At 69.1% G+C, this 19,070-nt stretch carries 15 protein-coding genes and 1 pseudogene; 13 read left to right on the top strand and 3 right to left on the bottom strand.

Features of this window, described 5'->3' with window-relative positions:
• The first annotated feature begins 79 nt into the window (after positions 1–79).
• The 6 genes and pseudogenes from AU194_RS32010 (at position 80) to AU194_RS26215 (ending at position 6,168) form a co-directional block, all read left to right on the top strand.
• Positions 80–226, top strand: a complete 147-nt coding sequence (locus AU194_RS32010) for a hypothetical protein (protein WP_157576547.1) — start codon at positions 80–82, stop codon at positions 224–226.
• Between the two features lie 307 nt (positions 227–533).
• Entirely contained in the window at positions 534–2,465 is a 1,932-nt protein-coding gene (locus tag AU194_RS26235) for a 2-oxoacid:acceptor oxidoreductase subunit alpha (RefSeq protein ID WP_059092203.1), read from the top strand.
• A complete protein-coding gene (locus AU194_RS26230; protein ID WP_059092202.1) occupies positions 2,462–3,538 on the top strand; it encodes a 2-oxoacid:ferredoxin oxidoreductase subunit beta in 1,077 nt (358 codons plus the stop codon). The genes AU194_RS26235 and AU194_RS26230 overlap by 4 nt, the downstream gene beginning before the upstream one ends.
• Positions 3,539–3,548: 10 nt before the next feature.
• Positions 3,549–4,148 carry a molybdenum cofactor guanylyltransferase gene (mobA, locus tag AU194_RS26225; RefSeq protein ID WP_082698854.1) on the top strand — a complete coding sequence of 200 codons (600 nt, stop codon included), beginning with the start codon at positions 3,549–3,551 and terminating at the stop codon, positions 4,146–4,148.
• Positions 4,149–5,215: 1,067 nt separating this feature from the next.
• Positions 5,216–5,443 (top strand): annotated as a pseudogene (locus tag AU194_RS26220) (transglycosylase family protein); the annotation flags it as partial.
• A 212-nt stretch (positions 5,444–5,655) separates the two neighbouring features.
• Positions 5,656–6,168, top strand: a complete 513-nt coding sequence (locus tag AU194_RS26215) for a transglycosylase family protein (RefSeq protein WP_059092199.1) — start codon at positions 5,656–5,658, stop codon at positions 6,166–6,168.
• 43 nt (positions 6,169–6,211) lie between these two features.
• On the opposite strand, the gene AU194_RS26210 is transcribed toward AU194_RS26215, so the two are convergent.
• A complete protein-coding gene (locus AU194_RS26210) occupies positions 6,212–7,354 on the bottom strand; it encodes an FAD-dependent oxidoreductase (protein WP_059092198.1) in 1,143 nt (380 codons plus the stop codon).
• Between the two features lie 113 nt (positions 7,355–7,467).
• Here AU194_RS26210 and AU194_RS26205 point away from each other — a divergent pair, with 113 nt between their 5' ends.
• The 3 genes from AU194_RS26205 to AU194_RS26195 are packed head-to-tail and all read left to right on the top strand — an operon-like array spanning position 7,468 to position 9,877.
• Positions 7,468–7,989, top strand: coding sequence for a dimethylamine monooxygenase subunit DmmA family protein (locus AU194_RS26205; protein ID WP_369804230.1), 522 nt, complete (start codon positions 7,468–7,470; stop codon positions 7,987–7,989).
• A complete protein-coding gene (locus AU194_RS26200; protein WP_059092197.1) occupies positions 7,986–8,936 on the top strand; it encodes a PDR/VanB family oxidoreductase in 951 nt (316 codons plus the stop codon). The genes AU194_RS26205 and AU194_RS26200 overlap by 4 nt, the downstream gene beginning before the upstream one ends.
• Complete coding sequence (locus AU194_RS26195) at positions 8,933–9,877, top strand: DUF3445 domain-containing protein (protein WP_059092196.1); 945 nt, start codon at positions 8,933–8,935, stop codon at positions 9,875–9,877. The genes AU194_RS26200 and AU194_RS26195 overlap by 4 nt, the downstream gene beginning before the upstream one ends.
• 67 nt (positions 9,878–9,944) lie before the next feature.
• Here AU194_RS26195 and AU194_RS26190 read toward each other — a convergent pair whose 3' ends face one another.
• Positions 9,945–10,163, bottom strand: a complete 219-nt coding sequence (locus AU194_RS26190) for a hypothetical protein (protein WP_059092195.1) — start codon at positions 10,161–10,163, stop codon at positions 9,945–9,947.
• Positions 10,164–11,498, bottom strand: coding sequence for an ammonium transporter (locus AU194_RS26185; protein ID WP_059092194.1), 1,335 nt, complete (start codon positions 11,496–11,498; stop codon positions 10,164–10,166).
• A gap of 165 nt (positions 11,499–11,663) precedes the next feature.
• Between AU194_RS26185 and AU194_RS26180 the strand changes: the two genes are divergently transcribed.
• From AU194_RS26180 to AU194_RS26165, 4 genes are read left to right on the top strand one after another with little or no spacing between them, the layout of a single operon-like run.
• Positions 11,664–13,667 carry a S9 family peptidase gene (locus tag AU194_RS26180; RefSeq protein ID WP_059092193.1) on the top strand — a complete coding sequence of 668 codons (2,004 nt, stop codon included), beginning with the start codon at positions 11,664–11,666 and terminating at the stop codon, positions 13,665–13,667.
• 10 nt (positions 13,668–13,677) lie between these two features.
• Positions 13,678–14,937: a trans-acting enoyl reductase family protein gene (locus AU194_RS26175; RefSeq protein ID WP_059092192.1), complete on the top strand. Its 1,260-nt coding sequence runs from the start codon at positions 13,678–13,680 to the stop codon at positions 14,935–14,937.
• 54 nt (positions 14,938–14,991) lie between these two features.
• Positions 14,992–17,649 (top strand): valine--tRNA ligase, encoded by a 2,658-nt coding sequence (locus tag AU194_RS26170; protein WP_059092191.1) that lies wholly within the window; start codon positions 14,992–14,994, stop codon positions 17,647–17,649.
• A complete protein-coding gene (locus AU194_RS26165) occupies positions 17,646–19,055 on the top strand; it encodes a folylpolyglutamate synthase/dihydrofolate synthase family protein (RefSeq protein WP_059092190.1) in 1,410 nt (469 codons plus the stop codon). The genes AU194_RS26170 and AU194_RS26165 overlap by 4 nt, the downstream gene beginning before the upstream one ends.
• Positions 19,056–19,070 lie beyond the last annotated feature (15 nt).

Raw genomic sequence — 19,070 nt, 5'->3', positions numbered from 1 at the left:
ACCGACTGTTCACCGTTTCGATGCCGACGTCACATCCGCGCCGGCGTGCCGGATGGCCGTAGATCTGCACAATTGACCCATGGACGTTGATTCCGACTGGTCGCGCACCCCGGCCTGGCGTGATCCCCTCTCAGCCGGGTGGCGCGCCCACCGCCAGTTCCTCATGCTCCGGTTCCGCTGGTACGAACGCCGCAACGGCTCCGGCCGCGGGGGCAGGAATCCGTAGATTTTGGTGCTAGCGGAGAGCTACCGACGGGTAACCGTTTCTTAGGAGAATGCCGTTCTCCAAAAGTGACGAAGACCACACTTAACCGGCGTCAAGTGCCGCTTCACGGCTCTGAGCAGCGCGTTCGGGCGACCCCACCCGACACGATGGACCGGCGTGTGGTATCGGCTTACCTAAGAGAGGTGCAATAATCGGTACTAAGAGTGACATCAACTTCTATTCGTACGTATGTGGGTCGTCCGCCGACGGCGCGCCGTAGCGCCCGTGCACTGGTGGACCCGCTGCTGACAGTGGGAAAGGCAGGGGTATGGGCCTGAACGGCAACGGTGCCGCACCGCGGCAGAAGCTCGAGAAAGTCGTCATCCGGTTCGCCGGTGATTCGGGCGACGGTATGCAGCTCACCGGTGATCGGTTCACCTCCGAGGCGGCGCTGTTCGGTAACGACCTCGCCACCCAGCCGAACTACCCGGCCGAGATCCGCGCCCCTCAGGGCACGCTGCCCGGCGTCTCGTCGTTCCAGATCCAGATCGCCGACTACGACATCCTCACCGCGGGCGACCGGCCCGACGTGCTGGTCGCGATGAATCCGGCGGCGCTCAAGGCGAACGTTTCCGACCTGCCGCGCGGCGGTCTGATCATCGCCAACTCCGACGAGTTCACCAAGCGCAATCTGGCCAAGGTCGGCTACGACGCCAATCCGCTGGAGACCGACGAACTGTCCGACTACGTCGTGCAAGCCGTCCCGATGACCACGCTGACCCTCGGCGCCGTCGAGGAGATCGGTGCGTCGAAGAAGGACGGCCAGCGCGCGAAGAACATGTTCGCGCTCGGCCTGCTGTCCTGGATGTACGGCCGCGAACTCGAGCACAGCGAAGCCTTCATCCGCGAGAAGTTCTCCCGTAAGCCCGATGTGGCCGACGCCAACGTGCTGGCGCTCAAGGCCGGCTGGAACTTCGGCGAGACCACCGAGGCGTTCGCCACCACCTACGAGGTCTCCCCGGCGAAGCTCAAGTCCGGTGAGTACCGGCAGATCTCGGGGAACACCGCGCTGGCGTACGGCCTCGTCGCCGCAGGCGTGCTCGCCGACACCCAGGTGGTGCTGGGTACCTACCCGATCACCCCGGCCAGCGACATCCTCCACGAGCTGTCCAAGCACAAGAACTTCAACGTGCTGACCTTCCAGGCCGAGGACGAGATCGCAGGCATCGGTGCGGCCCTCGGGGCGTCCTACGGTGGCGCGCTCGGCGTCACCAGCACCTCCGGCCCGGGTGTTGCGCTCAAGGCCGAGGCGATCGGCCTCGGCGTGATGACCGAGCTGCCGCTGGTGGTCGTCGACGTGCAGCGTGGTGGACCCTCCACCGGTCTGCCCACCAAGACCGAACAGGCCGACCTGCTGCAGGCGCTCTACGGCCGCAACGGCGAGTCGCCGGTGGCGGTGCTCGCACCGCGGTCGCCGTCCGACTGCTTCGACATTGCCGTCGACGCCGCGCGGATCGCGCTGACCTACCGCACGCCGGTGATCATCCTGTCCGACGGTGCGATCGCCAACGGTTCGGAGCCGTGGCGCATCCCCGACATCGCCGGCTATGAGGCGATCGAGCACACCTTCGCGCAGTCCGGTGAGGAGTTCGCGCCCTACGCGCGCGACCCGGAGACGCTGGCGCGGCAGTTCGCCGTGCCCGGCACCGCCGGCCTCGAGCACCGCATCGGCGGTCTGGAGAAGGCGAACGGTTCGGGCAACATCAGCTACGAACCGAAGAACCACGACCTGATGGTGCGGCTGCGCCAGGCCAAGATCGACGGCATCGACGTGCCCGACGTCGAGGTCGACGATCCGACCGGGGACGCCGACCTGCTCCTGATCGGCTGGGGCAGCTCGTACGGCCCGATCGGTGAGGCCTGCCGCCGGGCCCGTCGCAAGGGCATCAAGGTCGCCCACGCGCATCTGCGGCACCTCAACCCCTTCCCGGCCAACCTCGGGGATGTGCTCGCGCGCTACCCGAAGATCGTCGCGCCGGAGATGAACATGGGGCAGCTGGCACTGCTGCTGCGCGCGAAGTTCCTGGTCGACGTGCAACCGGTGACCAAGGTCGAGGGCATGGCATTCCTGGCGGACGAGGTCGAAGGCATCATCGATGCGGCGATCGACGGCACACTGGGTGACAAGGAAAACGAGAAGGCCACGTTCGCGCGGCTGGCTGCGGCCACCGTGGGAGCTGGTTTGGGAGCTGACGAATGACCGACTTGGTTGGAACCGACCTGAGCTTGACGCCGCTGTCCAAGACGGCGGGGGTGCCCACCACCGACCAGCCCCAGAAGGGCAAGGACTTCACCAGCGACCAGGAGGTCCGCTGGTGCCCGGGTTGCGGTGACTACGTCATCCTCAACACCATCCGCAACTTCCTGCCCGAGCTGGGGTTGCGTCGGGAGAACATCGCGTTCATCAGCGGCATCGGCTGCTCGAGCCGGTTCCCGTACTACCTGGAGACCTACGGGTTCCACTCCATTCACGGCCGCGCGCCGACGATCGCGACCGGCCTGGCGCTCGCGCGCCCGGACCTGTCGGTGTGGGTGGTCACCGGTGACGGCGATTCCCTGTCGATCGGTGGCAACCACCTGATCCACGCGCTGCGCCGCAACATCAACATCACGATCCTGCTGTTCAACAACCGGATCTACGGGTTGACCAAGGGGCAGTACTCGCCGACCTCCGAGGTCGGCAAGGTCACCAAGTCGACGCCCATGGGCTCGTTGGACTACCCGTTCAACCCCGTCTCGCTGGCCCTGGGCTCGGAGGCCACGTTCGTGGGCCGCGCCCTGGACTCCGACCGCAAGGGGCTGTCCGAGGTGCTGCGCGCCGCGGCCCAGCACCGCGGTGCGGCGCTGGTCGAGATCCTGCAGGACTGCCCGATCTTCAACGACGGCTCCTTCGACGCCCTGCGCAAGGAAGGCGCCGAGGAGCGGTTGATCAACGTCCGGCACGGTGAGCCGATCACCTTCGGCGCCGACGGCGAGTACTGCGTCGTGAAGTCGGGGTACGGCCTGGAGATCGCCAAGACCGCCGACGTGCCCGCCGAGGAGATCGTGGTGCACAACGCCCAGATCGACGATCCGGCGTACGCGTTCGCGCTGTCGCGGTTGAGCGAGCAGAACCTCGACCACATGGTGATGGGCGTCTTCCGCCAGGTCAACCGCCCCACCTACGACGACGCCGCCCGCGAACAGGTGCAGTCGGCGCGCGAGGCCAAGGCGCACGACACGGCGGCGCTGCAATCGCTGCTTCGCGGCAAGGACACCTGGACCGTCGACTAACGTCACCTAGGTGATCCCGGCGGCGACGTCACCCCTACCGTTGGCGGCTGTCGTCCTGGCGGGCGGGGCGTCCCGCCGCATGGGGCGCGACAAGGCGACGGTGACGATCGAGGGACCGTCGGGTCCTGTCACCCTCGTCGAACATGTGGTGGCCACGGTGAGTGGCCGCTGCTCTCCGGTGTTCGTGATGGCCGCACCGGGTCAACCGCTGCCCGAACTGTCCGCGCAGGTCCTGCGCGACGAGGCGCGCGGCGTGGGCCCGCTGCTGGCCACCGGTCGCGGCCTGCGCGCGGCCGCCGAGGCCGGTCATGAATGGGCGTTCGTCTGCGCCGTCGACATGCCGTATCTGACGATGGACTTCCTCGACGACCTCGCCTTCCCCGCCGCCCGGTTGGGCGTCGACGTGGTGCTGCCGTGGGACGGTCGCGACCACTATCTGGCCGGCCTCTACCGGACCTCGCTGGCGGGTCACGTGGCGACGCTGGTGGCCGCGGGGGAGCGCAGCATGCGGGCGTTGGTCGACAGCGTCGACACCCAGCGGATCGTCATGCCCGAACAGCGGGCCCTCACCAACGCGAACACCCCGGCGGACCTGCCCGCGGTGCGCTGAGCCGACAGCAAACTGCAACTCGAGATTAGTTAGTATTTCTCGACAACAATTCGGCGCAAACCGGACACGAATTCACCATTTATCGGTTCGTGATCAACGGAATACGCCGTTGGTGCGTTACCCGGATGCCGGGGCTGCCGATTGCGTTCACAAGGCCGAGAACCGTTCGCGCCCAGGGCATTTGGTGCCAAGGTCGGTGTTCAACTTCTGTCGATGGTGCCTTTTCGCACATGCCGGTCAGGCCTCCGAAAAGCGGAAATAGGCCGGCGCGAGGCTTTTCGCGGGCGTCAGGCCGGCTGATCCGCGCCGCGGCTACGGGTTTTACAGGCCGTGATCCGTTGTGGCGCAGTGCTTCTCGACGGGCCGGGATGTTGGCCGGGCAACCGCCGAGATGGTGAAATGCTCTGCGCGAGAACAGGTTTGGGCAGTCTTGGCTGACCGGCGCCCGGGCGTGGCACCGAGCGAACCGATAGGGCGCCACCCCCTGGGAATCGGGCCTGCGGCGCCGCTTCTGACCACATTTGCGCAGCTCAAACCTGCTTCAGCGTGGGCCAGCTCACAAAATGACCGTGATTTGACTCACGGAATCCGGCGTCCCACTGCCTGTGGATTCGTCGCCGGGATTGCGCGCTGACCTGCGAATAAACCGGTTGATCACGCACCGTGATCAAGTCGTTATCTGCGCCGGATCGCCCTCAGGTGGATATGACATCGCGGCGACGGCTTTGTACGGTCCAAAACAGCTTCTGGAACGGAGCAAATAATTCCAAACCACGAACCTGCGCGTGAAGCGGGGCCGCGGACGGCGTAACGCCCAGCGGACGTCGGGCCTGAGCCCGGCGGAGCATGTCGAGCTCCCCCTGCCGCACCTGACCGAGACGGTGCGGCCCAACCCTTCGGGCCTGTTTTACAGGCGATGCGCCCGCATGTCGGGCGTCGATGGCGCGCGCGTGTCGAAAGGACCGATTTTGAAGAACATCCGCAAGACGCTTGGACTGGCCACCTTTGCCGGGGCGATCGCTGTGGCCCCGATGGCGCTGGGCGCCGGTACCGCGAATGCGGACAGCGGCGTCAACTGGGACGCCGTGGCCGCGTGCGAGTCGGGCGGCAACTGGTCGATCAACACCGGTAACGGCTACTACGGCGGCCTGCAGTTCACGATGGGCACCTGGCAGTCGAACGGTGGCTCGGGTTCGCCGCACAACGCCTCGCGCGAAGAGCAGATCCGCGTGGCCGAGAACGTGCTGCAGTCGCAGGGCATCGGCGCATGGCCGACCTGCGGTGGGCGTGGCTGACGCTCGTCGAGACGCATAAAAGGGGCGGCACCACCCTTGGTGCCGCCCCTTTGCTCTCAGAGGCCCCTTACGTCAGATAAGTAACGACTAAAACTTCCGCAAGTCTGTTAACAGGTGATGTCCGTCACTCGACACACCGGATAGCCGCATCGGGAGTCGGGCAGTCCTTCCACCGCGGTCCTGGTGTCAAACGGTCGGGGAAGGACCGCACGATGAACATTCACAAGGCTTTGATCCGAGGACTCTGGCTCGCCGTCATCGGTGCGGCGTTCGCGCTGGTGCCGACATTCCTCTCGACGGCCACCGCCGGCGCGGACTCGGTGAACTGGGACGCGATCGCCCAGTGCGAGTCCGGCGGCAACTGGTCGACCAACACCGGTAACGGGCACTACGGCGGGCTGCAGTTCAAACCCGCCACCTGGGCCGCCAACGGCGGCCGCGGCAACCCGGCCGCCGCCTCGCGGGGCGAGCAGATCCAGGTCGCCGAGCGGGTGCTCGCCACCCAGGGCCTCAAGGCGTGGCCGAAGTGCGGACCGCGCGGCGTCGCCGCCAGCGCCGCGATCTGGAACCACCCGCAGACCCCCCGCACCGTGGCCCCCCCCGCCGCGCCGCGGCCGGCCACCGGCTGCGCGGCCGTCCGCCCCGGCAGCGTGCTGGGCCTCGTCGACCTCAAGCAGCTGTGCTCGACGGTCCTGCGCCCGTTGGGCGCCGTGGCTCAGCGCTGAACTCGTTGTCCTGCGGATCCGCCAGCGGGGCCCAGCACGGCGCTCATCGGGGCAGCCGGAACGCCGAGCGGGCCGCGATGCCCGCGAGGTGGCGCCGCACGACGGCCTCCGGGATCGCCACCGTCGCCCGGCTGGCCACACCGCTCAGCACCGCGGGGCGCAGGTTGACCACCCGTCCGATGAGCCTCGACTCCCGCACCAGAGCACGCACCCTGGCCCTGCGGTATCGGGTGAACCCGTCGAACGCCGACGGCAGATCGTCGGCGTCGGCGACGAACCACGCCAGCACGGCCGCGTCCTCGAGGCCCTGACATCCGCCCTGACCGAGGTGCGGACGCATGGGGTGGGCGGCGTCGCCGACCAGCGTCACCGGCCCACGCGACCACACCCGCACCTGATCGCGGTCGTAGAGGTCGTTGCGCAGCACGCCGCCCGTGGCCGCCAGCAGGGCGGGGATCGGCTCGGCCCAGTCCCGGTACCTGCGCCGCAGGTACGCGAGTTCGCCTTCCGGTGACGCGCCGCCCTCCGCGGTGCGCTCGGTGGCGAACCAATAGGTGTGGTCGGCCCCCAGCGGTACGTGGCCGACCTCGGTGCCCGCGCCGAACGTCTCGCCCGCCAGTTCCGGATCGAGCCGCAACGCCGCGACACCGCGCCACGCGGTGTACCCGGCATAGCGGTGCCGCAGTGGCCCGTTGAGGTGGCGGGCGACCGTCGACCCGACGCCGTCGGCGCCGATCACCGCGTCCGCCTCGTACACCGACCCGTCGGACATCGTGACGCGCACGCCACCGCCGGTGGTGACGATCTCTCGGGCGGCCACCCCGCTGCGCATGGTGCCGGGGGCGAGCGCGCCGGCGAGGATCGCGGTCAGGTCGGCGCGGTGGGTGACCACCAGCGGTTCACCCAGCGCGCGCACCATCCGGTCGGCCGACGGTCTGCGCAACCACGTGCCGTCGCGCCACCGCACGGCGCCCGCGGTGACCCGGCCACCGGAGGCCCGCACGGCGTCGCCGAGTCCGATCGCGTCGAGCGCGGCCAACGCGTTGGGCCAGATGCTGATGCCCGCTCCGGTCGAGGTGTCGGACTTCTCCTCGACGACCGTGACGGATACCCCGGCCCGCTGCAGTGCCACCGCGGTGGCCAGACCGGCGATGCCCGCACCCACGACGACGATCTGCTGCGCCATCGGTCGAACCTAACGTGACCGCGTCGTCAACCGGACGAGACCGCGCGGTCACACCGACGAAACGCGACGCTGGTTTCCTGTTGGGCAACACTGTCAACCGGTGTTTACCGGAGGTGTCGTTGCGACCCGCGCTCGAACTGACCAGCGTGCCCGACTGGGCCGTCGAGGTGACCAGCCCGCCCGCCGACCTGACCGGCAGGCAGTGGACGATCATCGCCATCGGAGACGCCGGGATGCAGGTGGCGCGCCGATGGTACGACGACATTGCCTGCGCCCGAACGGAACCGGACGTCCGCGTGCACGAGATGGAGGACGCCGACGCCGCGTGTGCGGCGCTGCGCGGGGATCTCGCCGACGCTCGGGTGGGTTGGCGGCTGATGATCGCCGGGCCGGCACACACCTGCCTGACGGTGCGCGCCGCGGCCGTCGCGGCAGGTGTCGCGGACGACGAGATGACCGTGGCCGCCACCGAGGTCGCGCGGCGTGCGGTGCAGTGCGCGCACTGCCGCGCGGTGACGGTCGCCGACGTGGAGTTGGAAGGTGTCGTGGTCTGCGCCGGATGCGATCGCGAACTCGTTGTGCACTACCACGTCTCGCGCCGCCTGGGCACGCACCTCGGGTACCTGGCGTCGTGACCGCTCTGAAACTCACCGTCGCGCAGATCGACGACTCGGTCGACGGGATACGGACACTGACGCTGACCCACCCCGACGGCGGGACGCTACCGTCGTTCACCCCCGGTAGCCACGTCGTCGTCGAGTGCGGGGGAGCCGGCGCTCCTGCCAACGCGTACTCGTTGACCGGCGATGCGAATGACCCTGCGGCATACGTGATCTCGGTGCTGCGTGCCGGTGCGGACGGGGTGGTGAGCGGGTCCCGCTGGATCCACGACGAACTCGCCGTGGGCGACACCGTGCTGGCCCGGGCGCCGCGCAGCGCGTTCGCCCCGGTGCTGCGCGCCCGACGGCATCTGTTGGTGGCGGCCGGGATCGGCATCACGCCGATGGTGTCGCATCTGCGCAGTGCGCGGCTGTGGGGGCGGGACGCCCGGCTGCTCTACCTGCACCGGCCCGGTCGTGGCGCCTACATCGACACCGTGCGTGAACTCACCGACCACGTGTCGATCCACACCGAGCGGGCGGCATTCGTCGCCGAGGTGACGACCACGCTGGCCGACCAACCGCTCGGCACCCACCTCTACGTCTGCGGACCCGCCGCGTTCATCGACGTCGTGACCGGCGCCGCGACCGCACTCGGGTGGCCTCCCAGTCGCATCCACGTCGAACATTTCGGCGCCGATGCGCTCGACCCGGGCGAGCCGTTCCCGGTGCGCCTGTCGTCCAACGGTGAGGAGTTCACCGTCGACGCCGGGGTGTCCCTGCTCGAGGCGCTGGAAAGCCGCGGCGTCGACGTGCCGAACCTGTGCCGTCGCGGTGTGTGCGGAGAGTGCCGGATCCCGGTGACGCGCGGCGCGGTGGTGCACCGAGACCTGTACCTGAGCGACGCCGAGAAGGAAGCAGGGGAGTCGATGATGGCCTGTGTCTCGAGAACCGACGGCGGCACGCTGGAGGTGGGGCTGTGATCTCGGCGCCGGATCTGTTCGAGACGTTCCCGTTCCCGTTCGCGGCCGACGCGTACCGGTACAGCACCAACGTCGAACCGGCGGGCGGCCGAGTCATCGACATCGACAGCGAGTACGAGCGTGAACTCGCCGAGCGGGCAATGATTCTCGCCGCGGATCCGAGTCGGTACGCGGTGCTGCCGCACATGCGGCCCGCCTGCTGGGATGCGATGCTGACCGTGATGCGGGAGATGGCGACCGCCTATCCCGACACCATGTCGCTGCAGCGGCACGGCACCGGATGGCGCTGGCGCAACGACCGGCTCGGGGTCGTGCAGGACTTCGTGTTCGGCGACGACGCCTCCCTGCCGGCCGAGCCGCTGGCCTACATCGCGGGGCAGGTCCAGGAGGACATCGTGCTGCTCGACCAGCGCGAGGGCGATCTGTTCGGCGACGCCGGCGTGGTCACGTTCGCCGCGGACTGGTCGTTCGGGTTCGACGTGGGGATGACGTTCCTGGAGATCCACGGACCGGTGCCGCGGTTGCGCGAGACCGGGGTGATCACGCGGGCCCGCGAGTTCCTGATGCGGTTGCAGCCCGGGGAGACCTACCGGCGCACCAACTGGACGTTGACCATCGGCCGGCGCCTCGACGTCTCGACCGAGCGGTACCCCGAGTGGGGTCCGGACCGCACGATGGTCCAGACCGTGTCCGACGAGCAGTTCGGGGCCCTGGTCCATCTGCGCGTCGAGGTGCAGCACCTGATCCGGCTACCCGAGTCGGGCGCGATCTGCTTTCTCATTCGCACCTATCTGCTGCCGCTGGCCGATCTGGCCCTGCATGAACCGTGGCGCAGGCGCGCCGCGGCGGTGCTGGCCGAACTGCCCGACGACATCGCCGACTACAAGGGCATCGGCGGCTACCGCGACCGCGCGGTGGCCTGGCTCCGGAGCGCGGGCTGATCGTCGCGCCGCGCATACGAAATCCCCCGAATCCTCTCGGATCCGGGGGATTTCGCGTACGCGGTGATCAGTAGGCCGTTGGTTCCCCTTCTGCGGCGGGGCCCGGTTCGACCGGCTTGTGCTCGATGATGGCCTGGTACGCCTTGTTCTCGTGCTGGACCATCCGCACGAAGAACCCGATGAACAACATCACGGCCAGCACGAAGCAGATCCACACGCCGACGGAGTAACCGCCGAACGTGAACACCACCCCGGCATCCTCATAGCTGTCGATCGGGCTGAACATCTACTTCACCTCCATCGTGCCGACCAGTGCCTTACCGCCGTTGACGGGCATGACCGTCACGGGAATGCCCTCCGGGTACGGCGTGGCGGGCACCTCGCTCAGGTCGAGGCCTTGTTCCTCGACCTCCTTCGGAATCCGCAGCAGCCCAATCTTCTTCAAGCCCAGCGACACCACATAGGCGGGGAAGAACCCGAGCGCGGCGAAGACCACCGCGCCGACCGCCTGCCCCCACAGCGAGATCGAGGGGTTGCCGTCGGTGTTGGGATACCCGGACAGGAAGATCCCGGCCATCAGAACCGAGTACAGCCCGACACCGCCGTGCACCGCGACTGCACCCACCACGTCGTCGATCTTGAACTTGTCCAACAGCTTTCCGATGTAGGGGATCAGCGCACCGGCGCCGAGAGCGATGATGAAGCCCAGGGCGGGGTGGTACAGGTCCATGCCGGAGGCGACACCGATCACGCCTGCCAGACCGCCGGAGATGGTCCAGAACGGTTCGCCGCGCGAGGTCATGTAGGCGCCGATGATGCCGCCGGCCAGGCCCATCAGCGTGTTGAACGCGAACGCGCTCAACGTCGTGGGACTGGCGTAGATGGTGGCGAACCCGTCGCCGGCGTAGATGACACAGCCCATCAGGAATCCGAAGAACCCGGTGAAGATCAGCATCAGGCCGAGCATCGTCAGCGGCAGGTTGTGCGGACGGATCGTGACCGGCTTGCCGTCGGGCAGGAAACGCCCGATGCGCGGACCGAGGTTGATCAGAACGCCCAGCGTGGCGAACCCGGCGATCATGTGCACGCATCCCGCGGCGCCGACGTCGTGGAACCCGAGCTTCGTCAGCATCCAGCCGGCGCCATGCCATCCCCACGCGGCGCCGATGATCCACGTCACCGAGCCGACCAGCACGGTCAACACCAGGAAGCCGCTGGTCCGGATGCGTTCCAGCACAGCGCCAGACATGATGGAGCCCGTGGTCGCGGCGAACAGCGCGAACGCACCCCAGAAGATGCCGCTGGCCGGATCCTGAACGTTCGGGCCCATGTTGTCGCCCCAGGGCAGCGCGGCCTTGGCGGCGTCGTTGAACTCGATGAACCCGCTGGGCATCGCGTTGTAGAGGAACCAGCCGACGAAGAAGAACGACGCGACTATGGTCGCGAACGCGAGCAGGTTCTTCATTGCCGTGGCGAGGACGTTCTTCGAGCGTGAGGCGCCCACCTCGTAGGCGAGGAAGCCCGCATGGATGAGCATCATCAATGCGATGGACATCCAGTAGAAGAACTCGTTGTTGACTGCGGCCATGGACGACAGGGCGTCCTCGACTTCAGGTGTCAATGGGACCTCCCCAGGGTGGGATTCGGGACGACGGGTTTATCCGCAGTGATCTCGAAGCACTGACGGTGTACGACGCTTGAACGCTAACCGCGCGGATGTGTCCCACCGGTCACGGCGCGTAAACACCGCGTGAAGTCGTGTCCGCCAGTGTGTTACGAAATTCGTATGTCTTCCGACCCGGACCGCGCCGCGGCGACCCCCTTCCACGATCTCGACGCCTATCTCGCGCTGCCCCGGGTCTCCGGGCTGGCGGTATCCCCCGACGGCACGCGGGTGGTGACCACGATCAGCGAACTCGACGAGACCGGCACCGCGTTCGTCACCGCGATCTGGGAACTGGACCCCGCCGGAGCGGGCCCCGCGCGGCGGTTGACCCGCGGTGCCAAGGGGGAGCGCGCACCCGCGTTCACCCCGGGCGGGGATCTGCTGTTCCTCGCGTCGCGGCCCTCCAAGGACGACGACAAGCCGCCCACCGCGCTGTGGCGCCTCCCCGCCGCAGGCGGGGAGGCGGTCGAGGAACTCGCCCCGCCCGGGGGAGTCACCGCGGTGCGGTGCGCCAGGGCCGCGGGCGTGACGGTGGTGGGCGCGCCCCTGCTGGCCTCGGCCGGCGACCTCGGCGACGACAAGAGGCTGCGCGCGCTGCGCAAGGACAACAAGGTCTCCGCCGTCCTGCACACCGGCTACCCCGTGCGCTACTGGGACCACGACCTCGGACCCGACCAACCGCATCTGCTCGACGCCGCCGACGGCCGCGACCTCACACCTGCACCCGGCGGCGGGCTGCGCGAGGCCGGGGTCGACCTCAGCAACGACGGCCGCTTCCTCGTCGTGACGTGGCAGAACCCGTCGGCCGGCGCGGCACTGCGCGGCACGCTGGTGCGCGTCGAGGTGGCCGACGGGCAGCGCACCACCATCGTCGACGATCCGGCCGCCGACCTCGGCAATCCCGCGATCTCCCCGGACGGCCGCGCGGTCGCGTTCACCCGCGAGACGATCTCCACACCGCTGCAGGCACCGCGAATCACGTTGTGCTGCATTCGGTTCGGGGAAGAGCCGCGGGAGTTGACGGCGGACTGGGACCGCTGGCCGACGTCGGTGTCGTGGAGCCGCGACGGCTCGACGCTGGTGGTCACCGCCGACGACAACGGCCGCGGACCGATCTTCCTCGTCGACCCCGACACCGGTGCGGTCACCCGGTTGACCGACGACGACCACACCTACACCGACGTCACCACCGCGCCCGGCGGCGTCGTCTACGCCGTCCGGCACAGCTACGCCGCGGCACCGCATCCCGTGCGCATCGACCCCGACGGCACCGTCACCGTGCTGCCCACCGTCGACGCCCCGCAGCTCCCCGGCACCCTCACCGAGGTGACCGCCACCGCGCCCGACGGTGCCGCGGTGCGCTCGTGGCTGGTGCTGCCCGACGGCGCCGACGCCGACCAGCCGGCGCCGCTGCTGCTGTGGGTGCACGGCGGCCCGCTCGCCAGCTGGAACGCCTGGCACTGGCGGTGGAACCCGTGGCTGATGGCCGCGCAGGGCTATGCCGTCCTGCTGCCCGACCCCGCACTGTCGACCGGCTACGGCCAGGAGTTCATCCAGCGCGGCTGGGGCGCTTGGGGGCAGTCGCCCTACACCGATCTCATGGCCGCCACCGACGCCGCGATCGCCGACCCCCGCATCGACGGCACCCGTACCGCGGTGATGGGCGGATCGGTCGGCGGGTACATGGCGAACTGGATCGCCGGGCACACCGACCGGTTCGACGCGATCGTCACGCACGCCAGCCTCTGGGCGCTCGACCAGTTCGGCACCACCACCGACGGCGCCTACTGGTGGGCGCGCGAGATGACACCCGAGATGGCCGAACGCAATTCACCGCACCTGTCGGTCGCCGACATCGCGACGCCGATGCTCGTCATCCACGGCGACAAGGACTACCGGGTGCCGATCGGGGAGGCGCTGCGGCTCTGGTACGAACTGCTCACCAAATCGAAGCTGCCCGCCGCCGACGACGGGACGGGTCCGCACCGGTTCCTCTATTTCCCGTCGGAGAACCACTGGGTGCTCAGCCCCCAGCACGCCAAGCTCTGGTATCAGGTGGTCACGGCGTTCCTGTCCCGTCACGTGCTCGGCCAGGACGTCGGGCTCCCCGAAATGCTCGGGTAGCGTCGGGAGGATGAGCCCCGCAGAGCAGCGTGAATTCGACATCATCGTCTACGGAGCAACCGGATTCGTCGGGAAACTCACCGCCGACTACCTGGCCAGGCACGGCGGTGAGGCCCGAATCGCGCTGGCGGGCCGCTCACAGGACAAACTGCTCAAGGTCCGTGAGTCGCTGGGCGCGAAAGCCGCCGACTGGGAGTTGATCAGCGCCGACGCCTCACAGCCGTCGACGCTCAACGCGATGGCCGCCCGCACCCGCGTCGTCATCACCACCGTCGGGCCCTACACCAAGTACGGGTTGCCGCTGGTCGCCGCCTGCGCCGCCGCGGGCACCGACTACGCCGACCTCACCGGTGAGACGATGTTCATCCGCGACAGCATCGACCACTACCACAAGCAGGCGGTCGACACCGGTGCGCGGATCGTGCACTCGTGCGGCTTCGATTCCATCCCGTCGGATCTCACCGTCTACGCCCTGCACCGCGCGGTGGCCGCGGACGGGGAGGGCGAGCTCGGCGACACCAGCATGGTGGTGCGCACCTTCGCCGGCGGCGCATCCGGCGGCACGATCGCCTCGGTCCTCGAAGTGCTCAACACCGCCTCGACCAACCCCGAGGCGCGCCGCCAGATGACCGACCCCTACACACTGTCGCCGGATCGCAGCGCCGAACCCGAACTCGGCGCCCAGCCCGACATGCGGTGGCGGCGCGGTGCGGAGATCGCCCCGGAACTGTCCGGGTACTGGACGGCGGCGTTCGCGATGGCCGGGCCCAACACCCGCATCGTCCGTCGCAGCAACGCGCTGCTCGACTACGCCTACGGCCGCAAGCTCGAGTACTCGGAGGTGATGAGCACCGGCCGCACGCCCGTCGCACCCGTCGCCGCCGCGCTGACCACCGCGGGCAGCGCCGCCGTCATGGGTCTGGGCTCGCGCTACTTCCACCGGGTACCGCGCAAGCTGCTCGACAGGGTGCTGCCCGCGCCGGGCACCGGCCCCAGCGAGCAGACCCGGGAGAAGGGGCACTACACCGTCGAGACCTACACCACCACGACCACCGGCGCGCGGTACGTGGCACGGATGTCACAGCAGGGTGACCCCGGTTACAAGGCGACGTCGGTGCTGCTCGGCGAATCGGGACTGGCCCTGGCGCTCGACCACGATCAGCTGCCCGACCTGCACGGTGTGCTCACCCCGGCGGCCGCGATCGGCGACGCGCTGATCGCGCGGTTCCCCGGCGCGGGGGTCGCGCTGGAGACGTCGCGACTGGCCTGAGCGCCGGTCGGGACCCGTTCGGTCGCCAGTGGCGCGGCTACCTAGAATTGACCGGTGACCGCCACCCCTGACGCCAGCGCCGAATCCCTCCCCAAGTCGTGGGATCCCGGTGCGGTAGAGGCCGACCTCTACCAGGGCTGGGTGGACGCCGGGTACTTCACCGCCGATCCGGCGAGCGGCAAGCCGGCGTACTCGATCGTGCTGCCGCCGCCGAACGTCACGGGCAGCCTGCACATGGGCCACGCGCTCGACCACACGCTGATGGATGCGCTGACCCGGCGCAAGCGGATGCAGGGTTTCGAGGTGCTGTGGCTGCCCGGCATGGACCACGCGGGCATCGCGACGCAGACCCTGGTCGAGAAGCAACTGGCGGTCGACGGGAAGACCAAAGAGGACTTCGGCCGCGAACTGTTCATCGACAAGGTCTGGGACTGGAAGCGGGAGTCCGGCGGCACCATCGGCGCGCAGATGCGCAGGCTCGGCGACGGCGTCGACTGGAGCCGCGACCGGTTCACCATGGACGAGGGCCTGTCCCGCGCCGTGCGCACGATCTTCAAGAAGCTCTACGACGCTGGGCTGATCTACCAGGCCGAGCGGCTGGTCAACTGGTCGCCCGTGCTGGAGACCGCGATCAGCGACCTCGAGGTCAAGTACGACGACGTCGAGGGTGAGCTGGTGTCGTTCCGCTACGGCTCGCTGTCGGACGACGAACCGCACATCATCGTCGCCACCACCCGGGTGGAGACCATGCTCGGTGACACCGCGATCGCCGTGCACCCCGACGACGAGCGCTACCGCCACCTGGTCGGCAGCACGTTGGCGCACCCGTTCCTCGACACCGAACTCGTGATCGTCGCCGACACCCACGTCGACCCCGAATTCGGCACCGGTGCGGTCAAGGTCACCCCCGCGCACGACCCCAACGACTTCGAGATCGGGCTGCGGCATTCGCTGCCGATGCCGACGATCATGGACACCAAGGGCCGGATCGCGGGCACCGGAACGCAATTCGACGGAATGGACCGGTTCGAGGCGCGGGTCAAGGTGCGCGAGGCGCTGGCCGACCAGGGCCGCATCGTCGCCGAGAAGCGGCCGTACCTGCACAGCGTCGGACACTCCGAACGCAGCGGTGAACCCATCGAGCCGCGCCTGAGCCTGCAGTGGTGGGTCAAGGTCGAGGCGCTGGCCAAGGCCGCCGGCGACGCGGTCCGCAACGGCCACACCGTCATTCACCCGCCCAGCCTGGAACCGCGGTGGTTCGCCTGGGTCGACAACATGCACGACTGGTGCATCTCCCGTCAGCTGTGGTGGGGCCACCGCATCCCGATCTGGCACGGCCCCGACGGCGAAACCGTCTGCGTCGGACCGGACGAGACCCCGCCGGCGGGCTGGGAGCAGGACCCCGACGTGCTCGACACGTGGTTCTCCTCGGCGCTGTGGCCGTTCTCCACCTTGGGATGGCCCGACCGCACACCGGAACTCGAGAAGTTCTATCCGACCACCGTGCTGGTGACCGGGTACGACATCCTGTTCTTCTGGGTCGCGCGGATGATGATGTTCGGTACCTTCGTCGCCGACGATCCGGCTATCACCCTCGACGGGCAGCGCACCGCGAACGTGCCGTTCGAGAACGTCTTCCTGCACGGGCTCATCCGCGACGAACACGGGCGCAAGATGAGCAAGTCCCGCGGCAACGGCATCGACCCGCTCGACTGGGTGGAGTCCTTCGGCGCTGATGCGCTCCGCTTCACCCTCGCCCGCGGCGCCAGCCCCGGCGGCGATCTGGCCATCGGCGAGGACCACGCCCGCGCATCCCGCAACTTCGCGACGAAACTGTTCAACGCCACCCGGTTCGCGCTGATGAACGGGGCCGCACCCGCGCCACTGCCCGACGCCGCGGCGCTCACCGACGCCGACCGCTGGATCCTCGGCCGCCTGGAGGAGGTGCGCGCCGAGGTCGACGCGGCCTTCGACGCCTATGAGTTCAGCCGGGCGTGTGAGTCGCTGTACCACTTCGCGTGGGACGAGTTCTGCGACTGGTACGTCGAGCTCGCGAAAGTGCAACTGGGCGAGAGTCTTTCACACACCACCGCGGTGCTCGCGGCCGTCCTCGACACCCTGCTGAAACTGCTGCACCCGGTGATGCCGTTCGTCACCGAGGTGCTCTGGAAGACGTTGACCGGTGGGGAGTCGCTGGTCGTCGCCGACTGGCCGGAGCCGTCCGGGTTCGCGCCGGATCCCGCTGCGGCGCAACGGATCACCGATGCCCAGAAGTTGGTCACCGAGGTGCGCCGGTTCCGCAGCGATCAGGGGCTGGCCGACCGGCAGCGGGTGCCCGCCCGGCTGTCCGACGTCGGCGCGGCCGGGCTCGACGCCCATGTGCCCGCGGTGCGCGCGCTGGCCTGGCTGACCGAGGCCGGTGACGGCTTCACCGCGTCGGCCTCGGTGGAGGTGCGGCTCTCGGGCGGAACGGTCGTGGTCGAGGTCGACACCTCCGGGACCGTCGACGTCGCCGCCGAGCGCCGCAGGCTGGAGAAGGACCTCGCGGCCGCGGAGAAGGAGCTCGACGGCACCACCGCGAAACTGGGCAACGACGCGTTCCTGGCCAAGGCGCCCGCCGAGGTGGTCGACAAGATCCGCGCCCGCCAGCAGGTGGCGCGCGAAGAGGTCGAGCGGATCAACGCCCGCCTGGCCGGGTTGTCCTCCCAATGAGCCGGCCGGAACCGACTCCCGACGAGGTCGCGGCGCTCCTACAGGTCGAGCACCTGCTCGACGCCCGCTGGCCGGAGACCAAGATCGAGCCCAGCACCGCGCGGATCAGCGCGCTGCTGGAGATGCTCGGCTCCCCGCAGTCCGGCTACCCGTCGATCCACATCGCGGGCACCAACGGCAAGACGTCGGTGGCCCGGATGATCGACGCGCTGCTCATCGCGCTGAGCCGCCGCACCGGCCGCACCACCAGCCCGCACCTGCAGTCGGCGGTCGAGCGCATCTCGATCGACGGGGAGCCGATCACCCCCGCGCGCTACGTCGAGGTCTACCGCGAGATCGAACCGTTCGTGCAGATGGTCGACGAACAGTCCGAGAAGGCGGGCGGCCCGCGGATGAGCAAGTTCGAGGTGCTCACCGCGATGGCGTTCGCCGCGTTCGCGGACGCCCCCGTCGACGTCGCGGTCGTGGAGGTCGGGCTCGGCGGTACGTGGGACGCCACCAATGTCGTCAACGCGCCGGTCGCGGTGATCACGCCGATCGGCATCGACCACGCCGACTACCTCGGGGACACCATCGCCGAGATCGCGGGGGAGAAGGCGGGCATCATCACCCGCCAGCCTGACGACCTCGTGCCCACCGATACCGTCGCGGTGATCGGCCGGCAGGCCCCCGAGGCGATGGAGGTGCTGCTCGCGCAGGCGGTGCGCGCCGACGCCGCCGTCGCCCGCGAGGACTCCGAATTCGCCGTGCTGTCGCGCCAGGTCGCCATCGGCGGGCAGTTGCTCGAACTGCAGGGCCTCGGCGGCGTCTACTCGGAGGTCTTCCTGCCGCTGCACGGTGAGCACCAGGCGCACAACGCGGCGCTCGCGCTCGCCGCGGTCGAGGCGTTCTTCGGCGCGGGCGCCGACCGCCAACTCGACATCGACGCGGTGCGGGCCGGATTCGCCGCCGCCACCAGCCCCGGGAGGCTCGAACGGCTCCGCAGCGCGCCCACGGTGTTCATCGACGCCGCCCACAATCCGGCGGGCGCCGCGGCGCTGGCCGATGCGCTGCAGACCGAATTCGACTTCCGCTTCCTCGTCGGAGTGGTGTCGGTGATGGGGGACAAGGACGTCGACGGCATCCTCGCCGCGCTGGAACCGGCGTTCGACCAGATCGTCGTCACCCACAACGGGTCGCCGCGCGCGCTGGAGGTCGAGGCGCTGGCGATCCGCGCCGAGGAGCGGTTCGGTCCCGAACGCGTGATCCGCGCCGCCACACTGCCCGATGCCATCGAAACCGCGACCGCGGTCGTCGAGCAGGCGGGCAGCGAGGGCGACGGGCTGTCGGGCGCGGGCATGGTCATCACCGGTTCGGTCGTCACCGCCGGTGCGGCGCGGACCCTGTTCGGCAAGGACCCGCAGTGACCGATCAGCCGCCGG

This window comes from Mycobacterium sp. GA-2829, assembly GCF_001499965.1.
Taxonomy (GTDB): Bacteria; Actinomycetota; Actinomycetes; order Mycobacteriales; family Mycobacteriaceae; genus Mycobacterium.
This window is presented reverse-complemented; position numbering and strand designations above follow the sequence as displayed.